This window comes from Streptomyces sp. LZ34, from assembly GCF_053890475.1.
In genome coordinates this window covers 6,523,821-6,542,597 of the sequence record NZ_CM132680.1, presented here as the reverse complement: position 1 = coordinate 6,542,597, position 18,777 = coordinate 6,523,821, and the positions used below count along the sequence as shown (strand labels likewise).

The following is an 18,777-nucleotide window of genomic DNA, read 5'->3' as shown; positions in this document are numbered from 1 at the left end:
ATCACCCACGTCATCACTTTTCTCTTGACCGACGCTCCGGTGTGAGCAAATCCCACCCGAAAGAGTGTGTGAACGAGGTTTGGGTGGGGAATCCATCGCCGAGCACTTCGCGTACCAGATGATCAGCCCGACATCCACAGAACTCACACACAGCCTGTGGATAACTCGGGCCGGAGCCACCCCGCCTGTGGACAACGCGCGAGCCAACTTCCCGTTCGCGCAAGGGAAGCCGGTCACCCACAGGCGGGCGAATTTCAAGAATCCATATTGCCCCAAATACAGGCGAAGCATGATGAAAGGGAATATCGGGTCGAGCACCGGATGTGCACACCGGTAACCTGGTGGGGTGATTGACCTTCGCCTGCTCCGTGAGGACCCCGACCGTGTGCGCGCCTCCCAGCGCGCCCGTGGAGAGGACGTCGCCGTCGTCGACGCCCTGCTCTCCGCCGACGAGCGGCGCAGGTCGTCCGGCGTCCGCTTCGACGAGCTGCGCGCCGAGCAGAAGGCGCTCGGCAAGCTCATCCCCAAGGCCTCCGGCGAGGAGAAGGCGGAGCTGCTGAAGAAGGCGGGCGAGCTGTCCGCCGCGGTGAAGGCCGCCGACGCCGAGCAGGACCAGGCCGCGGAGGAGACTCAGCGGCTGCTGCTCCAGCTCGGCAATCTGGTCCACCCGGACGTGCCCGTCGGCGGCGAGGACGACTTCGTCGTCCTGGAGACGGTCGGCACCCCGCGCGACTTCGCGGCCGAAGGGATCACCCCCAAGGACCACCTGGCCCTCGGTGAGCTGCTCGGCGCCATCGACACCGAGCGCGGCGCCAAGGTGTCCGGCTCGCGCTTCTACTACCTGACGGGCGTCGGCGCGCTGCTCGAGCTCGCGCTGGTGAACGCCGCGATCGCGCAGGCCACCGCCGCGGGCTTCACCCCCGTTCTCACCCCCGCCCTGGTCAAGCCCAAGGCCATGGAGGGCACCGGCTTCCTCGGCCAGGCCGCGGACGACGTCTACCACCTCGACAAGGACGACCTCTTCCTGGTCGGCACCTCCGAGGTGCCGCTGGCCGCGTACCACATGGACGAGATCCTGGACGCGTCCGAGCTGCCGCGCCGCTACGCCGGGTTCTCCTCCTGCTTCCGCCGCGAAGCCGGCTCGTACGGCAAGGACACCCGCGGCATCTTCCGGGTGCACCAGTTCGACAAGGTCGAGATGTTCGTCTACACGACGCCGGAGGAGGCGGAGGCCGAGCACCAGCGGCTGCTGGAGTGGGAGAAGCAGTGGCTGACCTCGCTCGAGCTGCCGTTCCGGGTGATCGACCTGGCCTCGGGCGACCTGGGCGCCTCGGCGACGCGGAAGTTCGACTGCGAGGCGTGGATCCCGACCCAGGGCAAGTACCGCGAGCTGACCTCGACCTCCAACACGACCGAGTTCCAGTCGCGGCGGCTGTCGATCCGGATGCGCGAGGACAAGCGGGTACGGCCCCTGGCGACACTGAACGGCACGCTGTGCGCGGTCACGCGGACCATCGTCGCCCTCCTGGAGAACCACCAGCAGGCCGACGGCTCGGTGCGGGTGCCCGAGGTCCTGCGTCCGTATCTGGGCGGGCGTGAGGTCCTGGAGCCGGTCGCCCGATGAGCGGCCCCGACTCACAGTCCTTGTCGCGGACCTTGCCCTATCGGCTCATCGCCACCGACCTCGACGGCACCCTGCTGCGCGGCGACCACACGGTCTCCGAACGCACGCGGGCGGCGCTCGCCGCGGCCACCGCGGCGGGCGCGGCGCACATCGTGGTCACCGGGCGGACGGTGCCGGTGGCCCGGGGCATCCTCGACGACCTCGACTACCACGGGCTCGCGGTGTGCGGGCAGGGCGCGCAGGTCTATCACGCGGGCGAGCACCGGCTGCTGACCTCCGTGACGCTGGACCGGCAGCTGGGCGCGCTGGCGCTGGAGAAGATCGAGTCGGAGGTCGGCCCGCTGTTCCTGGCCGTGGCCCGCGACGGGCTCGACGGCCAGATACTGTTCGGGCCCGGCTATCGGGTGCACCCGGCGGAGCGGGCGGCCCGGTCGCTGGAGGACCGGGCCGACCTGTGGTCCGCCCCCGTCAGCAAGGTCTACCTCCAGCACGCGCGGCTGGGCGACGACGAGCTGGCCGCTGCGGTGCGCACGGCCGCGGGCGGCCTGGTGGGGGTGACCGTGGCGGGCGAGGGCCTGGTGGAGCTGTTGCCGCTGGGGCTGACCAAGGCGACGGGCCTGTCGCTGGCCGCCCGCCGCCTCGGGCTGACCGCGGCGGACACCATCGCCTTCGGCGACATGCCCAACGACATAGCGATGCTCCGCTGGGCGGCCCACGGCGTGGCGATGGCGGGCGCCCATCCGGAGCTCAAGGCCGTCGCCGACGAGGTCACCGCGTCCAACGAGGAGGACGGCATCGCCCTCGTCCTGGAGCGGCTGCTCAGCCCAGGGCCTTGACCGCCTGGTAGTACGTCCAGGCGGTGCTGTTGCAGGCGGTCTTCGACGCCCCGCTGTAGCCGTTGCACACCCGCTTGAGGTCCTCGTAGAAGGCGCTGTCGATGCGGGACTTGTTGGCGCTGAAGGTGCCCATGGCCTTGTAGTTGCGGTAGCCGAAGTCATGGCGGGCGCAGGAGGTCTTGAACGGGAAGCCGAGGGGGTTGTCGGGGGACTTGCTGCAGTAGTCGGTCGACCAGTCGAACTGGTATGCGGACCAGGCGCCTTGGTTGTTGCGCGCCGCGAGCCAGGCGTTGTAGCTACTGGCGCTCGTCTGGGTCCAGCTGGAGAGCACCTGCGGCTTGTCCGCGGGGGCGGCGTGGGCGGGCCCGGAGAGGGCCACGGTGGCCGCCGCGGCAACCGCGGTGGCGGCGAGGCTCGTGGCAAGACGACGCAACGGTTCCTCCGATGTCTCTGACGGCCCTTCATCAAGGCCGTAGGGAAGAGAGATGGAACGAGTACGAGGTAGTGCGCTGGTGCACGCCAAGGGTTGGGCAGGTCCCTGACAATCGTCAAGATTCATTGAGTCGTCTGCTTGAACAGAGTTCAACCAACGGGAGTTGGGAGATTCCTCCAAGTGCCCGTCTGACGAGGGGTTTTAGCAAAAGTTTTTAACGAGGGGATTCAGCGAGGGGTTTCAGCGAAGGCTCGACAAGGGGCGACACAGGTCGGCAAAGGTCGACAAGGTCAGGGAAGGCGCCGCGCCGCGCGGTGCGGAGACAGCACCGGCCCCGGGCCCTTGATCCGGCGGATCGTCGGAGAGGTCTCCATGGCCCGCACACCCGGCAGTGCCGCGACCCGCGTGGTCAGGTACTGGTACAGAGCTCCGACACCCGAACACACCACCACCGCGAGCAAGTTGTGCGGGCCGGTGGTCGCGCAGACGAAGGCCGCCTCGGGATGCTCCGCCACCGCCTGCCCGGCGGCGGCAAGGTGGGCCGGCAGCACCGACAGCCACAGCACGGCCGTGGAGGCATGGCCGAACATCCGGTGGTGGTAGTCGACGTCGAAGTAGAGGGTGCCGTTGGCGCGCAGCTCCGCCAGGCGGCGGCGTACCGTCGACTGTGACCAGCCCGTGGCGGCCGCCAGCTCGGCCAGCCCCGCCCGCCCGTCGCGCGCCAGCACGGCCAGCAGCTGCCGGTCGCCGTCGTCCAGCCGGGCGCGGCCATCCGGTGGGCGGTGGAGTACGGGGACGACCAGCCGCTCGATCTGTCGGGGCGTCAGCATGCCCGACTTGCTGACCAGCCCCTGCGGCCCGCCGAAGTACTCGTGGAGCACACTGTGCGCGGTCACGCCCACCACCCGCGGGGTACTCGGCAGCTTGCGCAGCAGCAGCGCGTCGCTGTCCTCGCCGGACGCCGCGCGCGTGATGCCGGTGATCTCGGTGCCACCGGACATCAGGCTCACCCATGAGGTGTCGGGGCGCCGGGCCAGCGCCTCGGCCACCGACATGGCCGCGTCCGGGGTGCACTGCACCCGCAGCAGCCAGACGACTTCGCCGAGCGCGGCGGGGTCGGTGAGCCCCAGCACCCGGATGGTCCCGGCCGTGCGCAGCCGGGTGTAGCGGCGCGCCACGGTCTGGTCGGAGACGCCGAGCACATCGGCGATCCGGCTGAACGGGGCCCGGCCGTCGAGTTGAAGGGCCTGGACGAGCTGCCGGTCCAGGTCGTCGAACGCGTCGGAAATCACCGCAGAAGGCTAGTCGTTGTCGGATCACGCCGCAGAGGCGGCGCTGGCTGGAAGGAGCGGGGTCGACTGACGGACTTTGGGATCACGGGGGGTACGGCGTTCGGGCCGGGCCCCACTCGCTGTGGAACTCGGAGTTCGTCATGCGGAGCAAATGGTGGCCGCTCGCGGCCATCACCCTCGGCAATTTCATGCTGTTGATCGACGTCACGATCGTGAACACGGCGCTGCCGGAGGTCGCGCAGGGCCTGGACGCCTCCTTCACCTCCTTGCAGTGGGTGATGGACATCTACGCGCTGGCGCTCGCCGCCCTGCTCATGGCCGCCGGATCGGCGGCCGACCTCTTCGGCCGGCGGCGGCTGTATCTGCTGGGGCTCGTCGTCTTCGCGCTCTCCTCGCTGGCCTGCGGACTGGCCCCGGACAGCGGGGTGCTGATCGCCGCCCGTGCGGTGCAGGGCGTCGGGGCGGCGGCGATGTTCGCCACCAACACCCCGCTGCTGATGGCCACGTACACCGGGCGCGACCGCGGCGTCGCCTTCGGCGTGTGGGGCGGAACCAGCGGGGCGGCCGCGGCGGTCGGCCCGGTGCTGGGCGGGCTGCTCACCGAGTACGCCGACTGGCGGGCGATCTTCCTGGTCAACCTGCCGCTGACGGCGGTCGCGGTGTGGATCACGGTCCGTACGGTCGGCGAGTCGCGTGGCGCGCCCGGCGCGCGGATCGACTGGCCGGGCGCCGCGCTCTTCACGCTGTGCGCCGGCGCGCTGACGTACGGGCTGATACGGGGCGGTGAGGAGGGCTGGTCCGAGGGCGGCACCGTCGCGTCGCTGGTGGTCTCCGCCCTCGCGCTGGCCGTCTTCGTCCTGGTGGAGCGCGGGAAGCGGCAGCCGCTGCTGGATCTGGCGCTGATGCGCCGCCCGACCTTCGTGGTGCTGATGGCGGCGGCCCTGCTGCTACAGGCGGCTGCCTTCCCGTACCTCACCTATACGGGCATGTGGCTGCAGTCGGTGCTCGGCCTCAGCCCGGTGCAGGCCGGGCTCGCGGTGACCCCGATGGCCGGGGTCGCACTGGTCGTCGGGGCGGCGGGCGGACGGGTGCTGGAGCGGGTCGCTCCGGGGCGCGCGCTCGGCGGCGGGCTGCTGCTGGTGGGCGCGGGGGCGCTGGTCACCGCCGCGCAGCTGACGCCCGACTCGGACTGGACGGCCTTTGTCCCCGGGCTGATGCTGGGCGGCCTCGGCGTCGGTCTGGCCATGCCCGTCCTGGTCTCGGCGGCGCTCGGCGCGGCGCCGCCGGAGCGCGCCGGGATGGCCAGCGGCGCGGTGAACACCTTCCGGCAGCTGGGGTACGCCCTGGGGATCGCGGTCCTGGGCACGGTGTTCGCGGCGCGGGTACGGGACATCGTCGAGGACAGCGGGACCGTCCCGGCGCACGCCGCCGGGCAGGCGGCCGAGGCGATCAGCGGCGGCCACGCGGACGCGGTGATCGCGGCGGCTCCGGCGGGACAGACATCGGCGGCGAAGACGCTGGTGCACGAGTCCTTCGTCGCGGGGCTCGACCGCATCTGCGTGATATCCGGGATCGCCGGGCTGGCGGCGGGCCTACTGGTACTGGCCGTCGTCCGCGGCGGCCCGGGTACGGCGGCGAGGCCCGAAGCCCCCGCGAAGACCGCGCCCCCGGCCGAACCGGCCCGCACCTGAGCCCAGGTTCACAGCGTCCGCGTAGGTGACGCAGGGCCGATCGACAACTCCGCCCGTCAGGATCGCCTCATCGGCACCGACGAGGATCGGAGGACGGCATGAGCGGCACGGCGGTTGTGAAGCGTACGTCGGGGTGGGGGCGGATGCTGCGGGCGCCGTGGACGGTGGCCTGTGTCGCGGCGACCGTGGTGCTCGGCTCGTCCGCCACGGTGGCCTCGGCCCTGGACCAGGCCAACTCGGCCCCCGGGCACAAGACGATGGCGGTGGCCGCGCCGAGTGCGGCGGCCACCGCCGAGACCGGCGGCCGCTTCACAGCCGCCCCGGCCCGCTGGCGTCCGTAAGGGAGCGACACCGTAAGGCCGTGGGCCCGTCAGGTCACTCCTCGCCCGCGAGGGTCAAGGTGCGCAGCTTCCGGCCCGCGTACCAGGTCGCGGCCACGGTCACCGCCAGCAGCAGCACCACGGCGGCGGGCAGGCCGACCTCCGAGGAGATCGCTCCGCTGTCGGCGGCCTTCTGGGCGAGCGCGAGCGACCACTGCTGGACGCTGAGCTCACGGGCCCCGTTGACCAGGCTGCCGAACAGGGACTCCCACACCAGGGCGTAGACCAGACCCACGATCACCGCGTGCCGGGTGACGGTGCCCAGCAGCAGGAACATCGCGCTGTAGGTGATCGAGGCGACGGTGGCGGCGAGGGCGTAGGCGACCGCCAGCTGCTGGCCGTTCCCGTTGAGGATGTAGCCCGCCAGCAGGGTGGGCAGCGCCGAGAAGACGACCGTGACGCCGGTCGCGACGAGGAACTTGGTGAAGATGATCGTCGGCCGCTTCACGGGCTTGGCCAGCAGATAGACGACCGAGCCGTCGTCGATCTCCGGACCGATCGCGCCCGTACCGGCGATCACCCCGATCAGCGGGACCATCGTGGCGAGCGCGAAGCCGCCGAGGACGGCGTCGGCGGTGCCGTCGTCGGCGCCGGACAGCGCCCGTACGGCCACCGCGATGACCAGCAGCAGCGCGGGCAGGGTGAACAGGATCAGCGCCCGGCGGCGGCCGAGCAGGGCCCGGTAGGTAAGCCGGGCGACGGTGGGATGGTAGAGCGAGGACATCGCTTCGGGGCTCCTTTCCGGCCGCTCAGGCCGCGACGAGGTAGGAGAAGACGCTCTCCAGGGACTCGTCGGAGGGCGAGACCGTGAGGAGCCGGACGCCCAGATCGCGGGCGACGCGGGGCAGCAGTTCGGTGAAGCGGGTGAAGTCGACCGCCTGGATGTGCAGCCCGGCTTCGGGGCCGCCGCTCGCGTCCACCTCGATGCCCGCGGTGGAGTGGTCGGCGATGAGGGCGGCGGCGAGCGCGCGGTCGTCGCTGGAGCGCACCAGATAGCGGTGCGGACGGTCGGTCATCAGGCGGCGGATCTTGCGGAAGTCCCCGGAGGCCGCGTGCCGCCCGGCGACGATCACCTCGATGTGCGCGGCGAGCTGCTCGACCTCCTCCAGGATGTGCGAGGAGAACAGGACGGTACGGCCCTCGTCCCCCATGTGCCGCAGCAGGTCCATGAGTTGCATTCGCTGGCGCGGGTCCATGCCGTTGAACGGCTCGTCGAGCAGCAGCACCGACGGCTCGTGGACGAGCGCGGAGGCCATCTTCACCCGCTGGCGCATGCCCTTGCTGTAGGTGGCGATGCGGCGGGAGCCCGCGAAGTCCATCTCGACCGTCTCCAGCGCCTTGCGGGCGGCGGCGCGGGGGTCGGGCAGGCCATGCAGCTCGGCGTTGGCGATGACGAACTCGCGGCCGGTGAGGAAGTCGTACATCCCCTCGCGCTCGGGGACGATGCCGATCTGGCGGTAGGCCTGTTCATTGCGCCAGATGGTGGCCCCGTCCAGGGCGACGGAGCCGGTGGAGGGCGCCAGGAAGCCGCCCATCATGCCGATGAGGGTGGACTTGCCCGCGCCGTTGGGGCCGAGGAGGCCGGTGACACCGGGGCCGATGCTCATGGTCACGTCGTTGACGGCGACGACGTTCCCGAACCAGCGGGAGACATTGTCGATGGCGATCGTGGTCACAGCCCGACCTTTCGGTAGCGGCGCAGGAGCAGGCCGTAGGAGCCGGCGATCAGGCCGAGGAGGACGAGGAGGAAGACGAGTCCGGCCCCGGTACCGGGCCCGAATCCGCCGGGGTAGGCGGAGGAGGCGCCGAGGAAGGCCGTCTGGACGCCGTCGACGATGGTGATCGGCGAGAACAGGCCGATCCAGCTGACCGCGTCGGTGTTGTTCTGGTCCCACGCGATGGCCTGCAGGGTGGACACCGCGCCGTAGGAGATGGTCAGTACGGCGATGACGGCCGCCACACCGAAGCCCCTGCGCGGGGTGAGCGCGGCGATGACCAGGCTGATGCCGGCGAAGAGGAGCGAGAGCAGAAGCACGGAGACCAGTCCTTGCGCGAAGTCCTTCGTCTGGTCGGCGAAGTCCAGCTTGGCGAGCAGGGCACCCACGTACATGATCACCAGCGGCGTGCCGGTGAGGGCGAAGAGGGCGGAGGTCATGGCGGCGAACTTGGCCGTCACATAGTCCACCGCTTCGATGGGGCGGGAGAAGTAGAGCGGGATCGTCTTGAAGCGCAGGTCCCGGGAGACGGACTGGGGGGCCTGGGCCGCGGTGTACAGGCCGATGACGGCCTGCATGATGATCGCGTAACGCGTGTACTCGACGGGGAGCTCGTTCGCCTTGGTCGTCACGCTCACCGCGACGAGGATAAGCGCGGGCACGCACATCACGGCGGCCAGCAGCATCGGCGCGACCTTGGACTTGGCGGAGCGGCCGAGGCCGTAGGCGCCGCGCAGGCTCTGGGAGAACAGCGAGCGGCGGGCATAGGCGCGGCCCAGGCGCGGGCCGTCGTAGTGGCGGTAGCCGATGTTGTGGATGATATCGGCGCGCTGCTGGGTCGCGGTCTCAGGCGGCATCGGCGGCACCTCCGTTCGCTTTTCCGCCGGATGTGGGGTCGCCGGATGTGGGGTCGCCGGGCGCGTGCTCTTCTGCCTCGCGCTCGTCGTGCTTGTCGTCGTGCTCGTCGTCGTGTGCGTCGTCGTCGCGGAAGATCTCGGCGATGCGGTGGCGGCGCTGCTCCATGCGGATCAGGCCGAGACCGAGCTCGGCGATGGCGTCCCGGACCTCGTCGTACGTCTCGTCACCCGCGACGTCCACCAGCAGCACATGCCCGGAGGCGGGCGCGCCGTCGGCGGAGCGGCCCTCGGGCTGGACCGTGAGCCCGGCCCCGGCGAGGGCGGCACGCAGCGCGGCGGTGCCGTCCGGGTGGGCGGCGGTGTCGGTCACCTCGACCGCGAGCGAGGCCGTGGCCTGGGTGAAGTCACGGGTGGAGCTGGAGCGCAGCAGCTTGCCGCCGTCGATGACGACGACGTGGTCGCAGGTGCGCTCCAGCTCGCCGAGCAGGTGCGAGGTGACCAGGACCGAGATGCCGAAGTCGGTGTGGACCCGGCGGATCAGGCCGAGCATCTCGTCGCGGCCCGCCGGGTCGAGGCCGTTGGTGGGCTCGTCGAGCAGGACCAGCCGCGGGTCGTGGACCAGCGCCTGGGCGAGCTTGACGCGCTGCTTCATGCCGGTGGAGTAGCCGCCCATGGGGCGGTACCGCTCCTCGTACAGCCCCACGTGGCGCAGGGTGTCGGCGGTCCGCTCGCGGGCGGCGGCGGGCGGCAGCCCGGACATGCGCGCCATATGGACGACGAACTCGGTCGCCGAGACATCGGGCGGCAGGCAGTCGTGCTCAGGCATATAGCCCACCTGCTCGCGGATGGCGCTGCCGTCCTTGGCCACATCGAGGCCCAGGACGGTGGCGCCCCCTTCGCTGGCGGGGGACAGCCCCAGCAGGATCTTGATCAGGGTGGACTTGCCGGCCCCGTTGGCACCTACCAGGCCGGTGACGCCCGGCGTGATGTCGACGGAGAGCCGGTCAAGCGCGGTGACCCGAGGGAACCGCTTGCTCAGGCTTTCGGTGGCGATCACAGTCACAAGTTCGACCGTAGTGGCGTGCGCCACAGCGAGCGTCAGTCCAGACGGCTGGTTTTCCCTAGTTCTCGGGTCTGACGGTCCCGTAGGGGACGGCACTTTCGGCAGGGTCGGCCCTCGCGGACGAGCACCGCTGGACGGCATGCTCCGTCCGCCGAGTGCGGGCATCGTCTCGCGCCTTCGGCGCAAGGCGGCCAGCAGCGGGAAGGAGGAGGGGTGCCGGAGGCATCGTCGCCGTCCTGCCCAGGGGGCCATCACCGGCCGGGGGGGGCGGTGGGACGGTGGGACGGTGGGATGGGACGGTGGATGGTCGCCCAGAGCGGTAGACGCCGGTCCGGTTTGGAGCCTCCCCCACCCCCCCTCTCAAAAAAATGCTTGCTCTACATCAAGCGTCACATCAAGCATTTTTCTGAGAGGGGGTGGGGGGAGAGCCGATCCCGTCCGCCGGTGCTCACCCATCCGTAGCGCTCCCACGCCCCGGTTCAGCGCACCGCTGGGCTTGACCGGCCAGCCACCGCGCGGCAGCAGTCGCAGCGGAGCGCAGCCTGCTTTGAGCCCGGCCACCCGCCGGGCCACGGAACCGGGACAACAGGCCAGCCGCCCCCCTTTCCCCTCCTGCTGGCGCTTTGGACCCGGAGGGTCCGAGACGATGCCCGCAGCCGCCGGAGCCGAATGCCGTCCAGCGGCGCTCAGGCTCCGTACCGGCACGGCTCGGCAGGACCTGGAGAAGCGGGATGGGGCCGTGGATCACCGCGTGTTCCTGGCATGCGATTGCGAAGAGGTGCGCGTCAGTCACGCACGGTGTCGGTCACCTGTGTGAAGATAGCCCTCATGTTTGGGGGAGGGAACACCAGGTCGCCTGGTCAGGGCGGCGGAGAGCGGCTGGCGGACCTGGTGCGTCAGGAGACCGCCGCGGGGATGTCGGAGCGGGAGAAGTGGGCTGCGCTACGGAAGGCGCGGCTGTATTTCCAGCGCCCGGAGAGCCCTGGCTTTCTGGTTTCGGAGACGGCGGAGGCAGGCCCGCTCGTGCCGGTCTTCACCTCGGTCGAGGGCCTTGCGCGCTTCGCGGGAGCGTGCGGCTGGGCTTCCACGACGGCCGAGGACCTGGTGGGGCTGTTGCCCGAGGGTGTACGGGCGTTGGTGGACCCGCTGGGCGAGCGCCCCTTTCTGCTGGATGCGGAAGCACTCAGGGATGCGGACGCAGGGGGTGCGGAATGACAGAGCATGGTGGGGGATCGTCTTCGGGTGGGCCGAAGCCGGGTGATGGCTACAAGATTGAGATCGCTTCGGTGCGCGGGGTGTTGACGCCGTTGGAGGAGTCGGTCGTCGCAGCGCGCAAGATCAAGGGCGATTGGAAGACGCTGGCCGATCACATTCAGAATTCGGCCGATTTCGACGTCTATGACTCGGCGGAGAAGATGCTTTCGTCCTGGGGATTCGGGATGGGGCGGGTGGCGGAGCACACGGACACGGTGGTGGCCACGCTCCGGCAGGTCATCGCGGCGTATGTGCTGGCGGATCTGCTGCGTATCAAGGATTTCGCGCCGACCGAGGACAACATCGCCAAGCTGCCGTTCGGGGAACACGGGCTGAAGGCGTGGCAGGAGGGGTCCCGGCCGAAGTTCGATCCGCCGCCGCAGATCTATCAGGAGCCCTGGCTCGATGATTACGGGTCCGGCGGGAACTATGACGTGCCGACCAATCCCCGCAAGCGCTACGACGGCGGCTGGGAGGTCGACGGCGGTTCGAAGGGGACGATCGCATGACCCAGGGTGATTCGACGGAGGGCAGTTCCGCCGAGCGCATACCGCCGGGCGCGGAGCCTTCGGACGTCATCTACGGCAATCCGTCCGACGTCGATGACCTAGTGGTCAAACTGCGGGCTTACGCGGGCGCGTTCAAGGACGGGCGTGACCAGTTGGACGCCCTGATGCTGATGGACTGGACCGGTGCCGGTTCGGAGGGGTTCGAGAACGCAACGAGGAAGCTTCCCCGGGAGTTGGAGTCCGCGCAGACGTACTTCCACGCTGCCGCGAACGCTCTGGACGCGTACGCGGACAAGCTGCGTTCGGTGCAGAAGAGGGTCAAGCCGATCATCGAGGACGCGGACGCGGCGCGGGCGGCTTCCAAGAAGTACTGGAAGAACGTCAACGACTACTACGACGCCCAGGACCGTAAGGATGATCCGCTGCCGGAGCGCCCGCCGGAGGACGATCCGGGGATCACGGCGCTGGAGGCCTGCTACCGCCGGCTGGACAAGCTGGAAAGCGAGCTGCAGCCCGTCATCGACGCGGCGAAGAAAAAGCTCGGCAAGGCGGCGGAGAAGGCCCCGGACAAGCCCCCGGCACCGAAGGGCTGGAACAAGGTCAAGAAGGGGCTCGGGGATTTCGTCGGTGGCGCGGGCGACACCGTGTACGGGTGGTACGAGGGTTTCGACGACCTCGTCAAAGACGGGCCGGACGGTATCGGCCTCCACCTGGCCGGCATCCAGGACGGCATCGCCTACGCCGTCGATCACCCCAAGGAGTTCGCCAAGGCCGTCACCAACTGGGACGAGTGGCAGCGCAACCCCGCCCGCGCCGCCGGCCAGCTCACCCCCGAACTCCTTCTCGCCCTGGCCACCGGCGGCTCCGGCGCGGTGCGCCGCGGGGGCTCCGCGGCCAAGAACGCCGCCCAGCGGCTGCTCAACCGCGAACGCGCACTGCGCCGGGACGGCAGCGCCCGCAAGCGGACCGACAGCGACCCCCATCGGAACTGCACCCCTGGCGGGGAGAAATGCACCACGGGTGAGCCGATCGACGTGGCGACCGGCGAGATGGTCATGTCCGCCACCGACGTCAGCCTGCCCGGTGCCCTGCCGCTGGTGCTGGAGCGCCACTACGTCTCGGGACATCCGTGTGGGGGCTGGTTCGGCCGCACCTGGGCCGGGACTCTCGACCAGCGCCTGGAGATCGACGATGCTGGGGTCGTCTATGTCACGGACGACGGCATGCTGCTCACCTACCCGGTGCCCGAGCGTGATGTGCCGACGTTGCCCACGTCCGGGCCGCGCTGGCCGCTGTGCTGGGACGGCAAGCCCGACGGCACCTTCACCATCACCGTCCCCGAACACCACCGCACCCTGCACTTCGCGCCCCTGCCGACCGGCGGCCGGGAGCTGGCCCTGAAGGCGATCACCGATCGGACCGGGGACGGCGACCGCATCGACATCACATACGACGCCCAGGGCGCACCGCAGGAGATCGTCCATTCCGGCGGCTACCGCATCGCCATCGACACCGACCCCAAGTTGCTGCGAATCAGGTCCTTGCGTCTCCTGCACGGCGAGAAGTACGAACGCAGCACCACGCTGCTCTCTTTCGGCTATGACGAAGCCGAGAATCCAACCGAGGTCATCAACTCCACCGGCCTGCCGCTGCGGTACCAGTACGACGACGAACACCGCGTGACGTCCTGGACCGACCGCAACGGCACGACGTACGCCTACGTCTACGACCACAGAGGCCGGGTGCTGCGCTGCATCGGCCCGGACGGCATTCTCTCCGGCCGACTCCACTACGACACCGAGGCCCGCACCACCCGCTACACCGACTCACAGGGCAACACCACCACCTACGTCTACAACGAGGCGTACAAGGTCATCGAGCAGACCGACCCGCTGGGCAACACCACCCGCACCGAATGGGATGAAACCAACCTCCTCCCTGTCGCGGTGACCGACCCCCTGGGCCATACCGCTCGCTACCGCTATGACGACGAGGGCCGCCTCGCGGCGGTCGAACAGCCTGATGGCACCGTGACGGAAGCCGCCTACGACGACTGGGGCCTGCCCCTGGAGATCCGCGAGCCCAACGGCGCAATCTGGCGCCATACTTACGACCAACGCGGGGCACGCACCTCCACGACCGACCCCAGCGGCGCGACCACCCACTACGCCTACGGCGCCTCCGGCCACTTGTCGTCGATCACGAATCCGCTGGGCCACACCACCGAGGTCACCACGGACGCGGCGGGCCTCCCAGTCTCGATCACCGATCCTTTGGGTCACACGATCACCGTCCGCCGGGGAGTTCACGGCCGCATCATCCGCATCATCGATCCCCTGGGTCACGTCACCAGCCAAGGCTGGACGATCGAGGGCAAGCCCGCCTGGCGAACACGTCCCGACGGCTCCCGCGAGACCTGGACCTGGGACCCCGAGGGCAACCTTGTCGAACACAACGACCCGGCGGGCAACATCACCCGCCACACCCACACCCACTTCGACCTCCCCGCGACCCGCACGGACCCCGACGGCTCGACGTACGCCTTCACCTACGACACTGAGCTACGCCTGACAACGGTCACGAACCCCCAGGGCCGGACGTGGACGTATGCCTACGACGGGGCGGGTCAGGTCACGGCCGAGACGGATTTCAACGGCCGCACCCTCAGGTACAAGCACGACGTGGCAGGCCGCCTGATATCCCGGGAGAACGGCGCGGGCGAAACCCTCGCCTACACGCGGGACGCATTGGGCCGCGCAGTCACGACGCGTACGGCGGATGGCACGGAGACGACATTCGCGTATGACCCCGCGGGCCGCCTGGCACAGGCTGCGAACCCGGACACGGAGCTGCGCCGCACGTATGACGCGCGGGGCAGGGTCCTCACCGAGACGGTCAACGACAGGACCACGACCTACACCTACGACCAGACGGGCAACCGCGCCACACGCACTACGCCCACCGGCCTGCGGTCAAAGTGGGCCTACGACGCCACTGGCCGCACCACGTCCCTCACCACGGCGGACAACTCGCTGCGTTTCGTCTACGACGCGGCGGGCCGCGAGACATCGCGCACACTCGGTGATGGCGTAAGCCTGACCCAGGCCTGGGACGCCCTGGACCGCCTGACCGCCCAGACACTCGCCCACGGCGACACGTCCACGCTGCTCCAGCACCGGGAGTACGCCTACCGCCAGGACGACCACCTCACCGAAATCCGCGAGCTCACCTCCGGCACCCGCCGCTTCGACCTCGACCCCGTCGGCCGCGTCACGGCGGTCCACGCCCACGGCTGGACCGAGACCTACGCCTACGACAGCGCGGGCAACCTCACCCACGCCACCGCCCCGGGCCACGAGGCCCCCGGCGACCGCCAGTTCACCGGCACCATCCTCCACCGCGCCGGCCGCACCACCTACGAACACGACGCCCAAGGCCGCCTCGTCCGCCGCACCCGCAAGTTGTTGAACGGCCAGACCCGCAGCTGGACCTACACCTGGAACGCGGAAGACCGCCTCACCAAGGCCACCACCCCTCACGGCGAGGAGTGGACCTACACGTACGACCCCCTCGGCCGCCGCACCACCAAACAACGCCTGGCGGAGGACGGCACAGCCACCGACCAGATCCACTTCACCTGGGACGGCACCCGCCTGGCCGAACGAACCACGCCCGACGGCTTGGCAACAACCTGGGACTACGCCCCAGGAACCCACCGCCCCCTGACCCAAACCGAGCACCACACTTCGCGGGAGCCGGTTGAGGATGCATCCCCCATCCTCCACCTGGCCGACACCACCCCCCAATCGGAGTACGACGCCCGCTTCCACGCGATCATCACCGACCTGGTCGGTACCCCCACCGAACTGGTCACTCCCGACGGCACCCTCGCCTGGCAACACCGCACCACCCTCTGGGGCACCCCCCTCCCCACCCCACCCAGCGCAGTCGACTGCCCCCTCCGCTTCCCCGGCCAATACGCCGACCCCGAAACCGGCCTCCACTACAACTACTTCCGCCACTACGACCCCGAAACCGCCCGCTACACCACCCCCGACCCCCTCGGCCTCGACCCAGCACCCAACCACCATGGCTACGTTGTTAGCCCCTTGGGTTCATCAGATGTGCTGGGGCTTGCGCCTGATTGTGATGACCTTGGGGAGGATTGGCAGACCAAACCGGTCGAGACTATTCCTGGTAGCAGTGGATGCGAGGACGTCGCCCGCGAGATTCAGAGAAGGATCGGCGGCGAGAGAATGCGAATAACGGACTCAATGGGCGCCCCTCAACTTGGTAAATATAGAGGCCAAGATACCTTCTGGGGCCACCACGATGTTCTGGTCAAAAACGGTCGAGTGTACGACTCCTGGACAGGGCGTCAAGGCGAATCCATGGACGAGTACCTTGCCCATTGGGAGTACGGCGAATATCTTAGACTCGACCCTGCCCCGTAGGATCAAGGAAAGGTGCCAAGAATGGATTATCGCAAACTCTTCGCCGACGTAAACAGGCGTCCAAATGCATACGGATTGGACGGAAGTTATCGGCAGCACGTCGCTTTCATTACGGGCTGTGATGCCGGCAACGATTGGGGGTTGCTTGTCGGGTTTCCGGAGTGGCTGGCCATGAAGACGGAAGCTGAAGCGAACGTCACCTGGTCCTCCTTGGTGTTGCGGGTAGCGGGCCTCTCTACGGCAAGTGGGTATCCTGTCGACGAGGAAGCCGATTCAAAGGCAGTCAAAGCACTCTTTGTTCTCCTGGATGAGTTTCTGTCTCAACGCGTTGGAGCGAGAGGTGCCTCAAGTATTATTTCCCGCTACGTTGCCAACAGGCAGGGCGGCGCGTGACGGCCCCGAACCACTCTGGCCGGGGTCACCAAGTTCAGCAAGAGTTCGCTGGCGCGGTTCGAGACGGCAGAATCCATGATTCCGCCGGAGCTACCTTCCATGCTGGATACCGCGTTCGGAACTGACGGCATCTTCGGGAAGCTGTACGCCCTCGACGGAGGGCTACGCCCGTGCACAGTTCGAAAAACACAACCCGAAGGCCACGCCGAACGGGATTGATGAGCTGTGGTCGGCTCGCGCGAGTCGGCAAGTACTGCTGCAAACCGACCCGGCACCGGACCTGTTCTACATCCTCGATGAGGCAGTGATTCGCCGCCACTTCGGTGGCCCGGTGGTCATGCGGGCGCAACTGGCCCGCCTCATTGAGTTGACGGAAACCCCCACGACCGTCGTGCAGGTTCTACCGTTCGATCACGGCGGGCATGCCTTGGTAGGCGGAACGTTGACACTGATGACTCTGGACTCCGGTAGTCAGGTTGCCTACGAAGAAAGCATCAAGTGGATCAAGTCCAGCTATAGCGGCAACGGAGGCGGCAGCTGCGTTGAGTGGGCGCCGAACATCGCCGCCTCCGGTCTGGTCCCCGTACGGGACTCCAAGGTTCCCGACGGCCCGGCACTCATATTCGAGGCCGCCGCCTGGTCGTCGTTCGTGGCCTTCGCCAAGACCTGCGACATCTGACCCCGTAGAGAGCCCCTGGGGCGCTCAGCCGACCATGCCGGGGGCGCCCCATACGGGGAACCAGCGGCTCAGGTCCTCCTCGACCCGCAGATCGTCGCCGAGCAGCCCCCGCACCTGGAGCTCGAGCGCGTTGTCGCGCTTCTCGCCACGTCCTGGCAGCGGTGCGAAGGGGTAGAAGGTGCCGCGTTTGTAGAGGTACACCAGCGCCAGTGGCCGGCCGTCCGTGTCCCGGAAGCCGACCAGGGAGCACAGCAGCTGCGGGCCGAAACCGGCGTCCTGGAGCAGGGTGTTGACCGCGTGCAGATCGCTCACCAGGGCCGCCAGATCGTCCCGTGGCTGCCGCGCCAGCAGCCAGGTGTAGCCGTACTCGTCCCGGCTGAACTCGACGGGCACCCCGCCGCGCTCGGTGTCCGCGTCCAGCAGGGCCCGCACCTCCTCCTGGAGCCGGTCGAAGGCGCCGCCCTCGACGCTCGCGAAGCACACCGAGCCAAGACCCGTAGCGGTGAACCCCGCCTCCGCCTCCAGCGTCACCGCGGCCGACGGCAGCGCGAAGAGCTGGTCGAGGTCGGGTCGTGCGGGCTTGCTGCGGCCGAGGACCGCGTCCCAGAACCCCATGGCCCCTCAGCTCCTCTCCGCCCGGCCGAGCTGCGCGGAGATGCGGGACAGCTGGTCGAGTCGCTGCTCCAGCGTGGGGTGCGAGGACAGCAGCCGGCTCAGGCTCTGCCCGCTCAGCGCCGGGGCGAAGTAGAAGGCGTTGAACGGCTCCGCCCGGCGCAGGTCACGGGTGGGTATTCGGGCTATCTGCCCGGTCACCTTGGTCAGTGCGGCGGCCAGCGCCGAGGGACGGCCGGTCAGCAACGCGCCGGCGCGGTCGGCGCTGAGCTCCCGGTAGCGGGACAGCAGCCGGGTGAGCAGGAAGCTGATCGCGTAGACCACGGCGCTCACCAGCGGGATGATCAGCACCGCGATGGCGGTGTTGCTGTCCCGGCTGTTCCGGCTGGTCAGGCCGCCCCACAGGGCGACGCGGGTCATGATGCCCGCCAGGACGCCCAGGAACGAGGCTATGGTCATGACCGCCACATCCCGGTGGGCGACATGTGACAGCTCGTGCGCGAGCACGCCCTCCAGCTCCTCCGGCTCCAGCCTCCGCAGCAGTCCCGTCGTCGCGCAGACCATCGCGTTGCGCTGGTTACGGCCCGTCGCGAAGGCATTGGGCACATCGGTGTCGGCGATGGCCACCTTCGGCTTGGGCATGTCGGCGAGCGCGCACAGCCGGTCGACCGCGCCGTGCAGCTCGGGCGCCTGGCCGGGGGTGACCTCCCGGGCGCCCATGGAGAACGCCGCGATCCGGTCGCTGAACCAGAACTGCACCACGAAAAGCCCGCCCGCGATCACCAGGATCAGCGGCCAGGCCCCGCGCAGCAGGGCCAGCAGCACGCCGACGAAAACCACATAGAGCAGACCGATGAAGAACATGGTGGTCACCATGCGGGTGGTCAGCCCTCGGTCGGGGGCGTATCGGGTGCGTGGCATGGATGCCTCCCAGCAACGGTGGTGGCCGGAATCTCTACACCCGATTCTGCTCCCTATAGCCGTC

General features: G+C 69.2%; 17 protein-coding genes and 1 pseudogene. 10 read left to right on the top strand and 8 right to left on the bottom strand.

What is annotated here, in order from left to right; genetic code table 11:
• Positions 1-346 precede the first annotated feature (346 nt).
• Both serS and ACWY4P_RS26675 read left to right on the top strand, forming a co-directional pair.
• Entirely contained in the window at positions 347-1,624 is a 1,278-nt protein-coding gene (gene serS, locus ACWY4P_RS26680) for a serine--tRNA ligase (protein ID WP_456202868.1), read from the top strand.
• Positions 1,621-2,460 (top strand): Cof-type HAD-IIB family hydrolase, encoded by an 840-nt coding sequence (locus tag ACWY4P_RS26675; RefSeq protein ID WP_456202867.1) that lies wholly within the window; start codon positions 1,621-1,623, stop codon positions 2,458-2,460. The genes serS and ACWY4P_RS26675 overlap by 4 nt, the downstream gene beginning before the upstream one ends.
• Here the strand turns inward: ACWY4P_RS26675 and ACWY4P_RS26670 are convergent.
• Together ACWY4P_RS26670 and ACWY4P_RS26665 are read right to left on the bottom strand one after the other, a co-directional pair.
• Positions 2,444-2,893 carry a phospholipase gene (locus ACWY4P_RS26670; RefSeq protein WP_456202866.1) on the bottom strand — a complete coding sequence of 150 codons (450 nt, stop codon included), beginning with the start codon at positions 2,891-2,893 and terminating at the stop codon, positions 2,444-2,446. The two genes, ACWY4P_RS26675 and ACWY4P_RS26670, sit on opposite strands and share 17 nt — an antisense overlap.
• 290 nt (positions 2,894-3,183) lie before the next feature.
• Positions 3,184-4,185, bottom strand: a complete 1,002-nt coding sequence (locus ACWY4P_RS26665; protein ID WP_456202865.1) for an Lrp/AsnC family transcriptional regulator — start codon at positions 4,183-4,185, stop codon at positions 3,184-3,186.
• A gap of 140 nt (positions 4,186-4,325) precedes the next feature.
• On the opposite strand from ACWY4P_RS26665, the gene ACWY4P_RS26660 reads away from it, so the two are divergent.
• Complete coding sequence (locus ACWY4P_RS26660; protein WP_456202864.1) at positions 4,326-5,876, top strand: MFS transporter; 1,551 nt, start codon at positions 4,326-4,328, stop codon at positions 5,874-5,876.
• A 98-nt stretch (positions 5,877-5,974) separates the two neighbouring features.
• Positions 5,975-6,217 carry a hypothetical protein gene (locus ACWY4P_RS26655; RefSeq protein WP_456202863.1) on the top strand — a complete coding sequence of 81 codons (243 nt, stop codon included), beginning with the start codon at positions 5,975-5,977 and terminating at the stop codon, positions 6,215-6,217.
• 34 nt (positions 6,218-6,251) lie between these two features.
• Here the strand turns inward: ACWY4P_RS26655 and ACWY4P_RS26650 are convergent, their stop codons facing one another.
• Genes ACWY4P_RS26650 through ACWY4P_RS26635 form a run of 4 tightly spaced genes read right to left on the bottom strand, consistent with a single transcriptional unit; the run spans position 6,252 to position 9,885 of the window.
• On the bottom strand, positions 6,252-6,980 hold the full coding sequence (locus ACWY4P_RS26650; RefSeq protein ID WP_456202862.1) for an ABC transporter permease: 729 nt from the start codon (positions 6,978-6,980) through the stop codon (positions 6,252-6,254).
• Positions 6,981-7,005: 25 nt separating this feature from the next.
• Positions 7,006-7,932 (bottom strand): ABC transporter ATP-binding protein, encoded by a 927-nt coding sequence (locus tag ACWY4P_RS26645; protein WP_456202861.1) that lies wholly within the window; start codon positions 7,930-7,932, stop codon positions 7,006-7,008.
• Positions 7,929-8,828 carry an ABC transporter permease gene (locus ACWY4P_RS26640; protein WP_456202860.1) on the bottom strand — a complete coding sequence of 300 codons (900 nt, stop codon included), beginning with the start codon at positions 8,826-8,828 and terminating at the stop codon, positions 7,929-7,931. The genes ACWY4P_RS26645 and ACWY4P_RS26640 overlap by 4 nt, the downstream gene beginning before the upstream one ends.
• Positions 8,818-9,885 (bottom strand): ABC transporter ATP-binding protein, encoded by a 1,068-nt coding sequence (locus ACWY4P_RS26635; RefSeq protein WP_456213066.1) that lies wholly within the window; start codon positions 9,883-9,885, stop codon positions 8,818-8,820. Before ACWY4P_RS26635 ends, ACWY4P_RS26640 begins: the two co-directional genes overlap by 11 nt.
• 834 nt (positions 9,886-10,719) lie before the next feature.
• On the opposite strand from ACWY4P_RS26635, the gene ACWY4P_RS26630 reads away from it, so the two are divergent.
• The 6 genes and pseudogenes from ACWY4P_RS26630 (at position 10,720) to ACWY4P_RS26605 (ending at position 17,180) form a co-directional block, all read left to right on the top strand.
• A complete protein-coding gene (locus tag ACWY4P_RS26630) occupies positions 10,720-11,106 on the top strand; it encodes an SseB family protein (RefSeq protein ID WP_456202859.1) in 387 nt (128 codons plus the stop codon).
• Complete coding sequence (locus ACWY4P_RS26625; protein WP_456202858.1) at positions 11,103-11,654, top strand: hypothetical protein; 552 nt, start codon at positions 11,103-11,105, stop codon at positions 11,652-11,654. Before ACWY4P_RS26630 ends, ACWY4P_RS26625 begins: the two co-directional genes overlap by 4 nt.
• A complete protein-coding gene (locus ACWY4P_RS26620) occupies positions 11,651-16,108 on the top strand; it encodes a DUF6531 domain-containing protein (RefSeq protein WP_456202857.1) in 4,458 nt (1,485 codons plus the stop codon). The genes ACWY4P_RS26625 and ACWY4P_RS26620 overlap by 4 nt, the downstream gene beginning before the upstream one ends.
• A 21-nt stretch (positions 16,109-16,129) precedes the next feature.
• Entirely contained in the window at positions 16,130-16,501 is a 372-nt protein-coding gene (locus ACWY4P_RS26615; protein WP_456202856.1) for a hypothetical protein, read from the top strand.
• Between the two features lie 106 nt (positions 16,502-16,607).
• Positions 16,608-16,934 (top strand): annotated as a pseudogene (locus ACWY4P_RS26610) (DUF5753 domain-containing protein); the annotation flags it as partial.
• An 18-nt stretch (positions 16,935-16,952) separates the two neighbouring features.
• Positions 16,953-17,180 (top strand): DUF397 domain-containing protein, encoded by a 228-nt coding sequence (locus ACWY4P_RS26605; protein WP_456202855.1) that lies wholly within the window; start codon positions 16,953-16,955, stop codon positions 17,178-17,180.
• Between the two features lie 24 nt (positions 17,181-17,204).
• On the opposite strand, the gene pspAB is transcribed toward ACWY4P_RS26605, so the two are convergent.
• Positions 17,205-17,795 carry a PspA-associated protein PspAB gene (pspAB, locus tag ACWY4P_RS26600; RefSeq protein ID WP_456202854.1) on the bottom strand — a complete coding sequence of 197 codons (591 nt, stop codon included), beginning with the start codon at positions 17,793-17,795 and terminating at the stop codon, positions 17,205-17,207.
• Positions 17,796-17,801: 6 nt separating this feature from the next.
• Positions 17,802-18,713, bottom strand: coding sequence for a zinc metalloprotease HtpX (gene htpX, locus ACWY4P_RS26595; protein ID WP_456202853.1), 912 nt, complete (start codon positions 18,711-18,713; stop codon positions 17,802-17,804).
• Positions 18,714-18,777 lie beyond the last annotated feature (64 nt).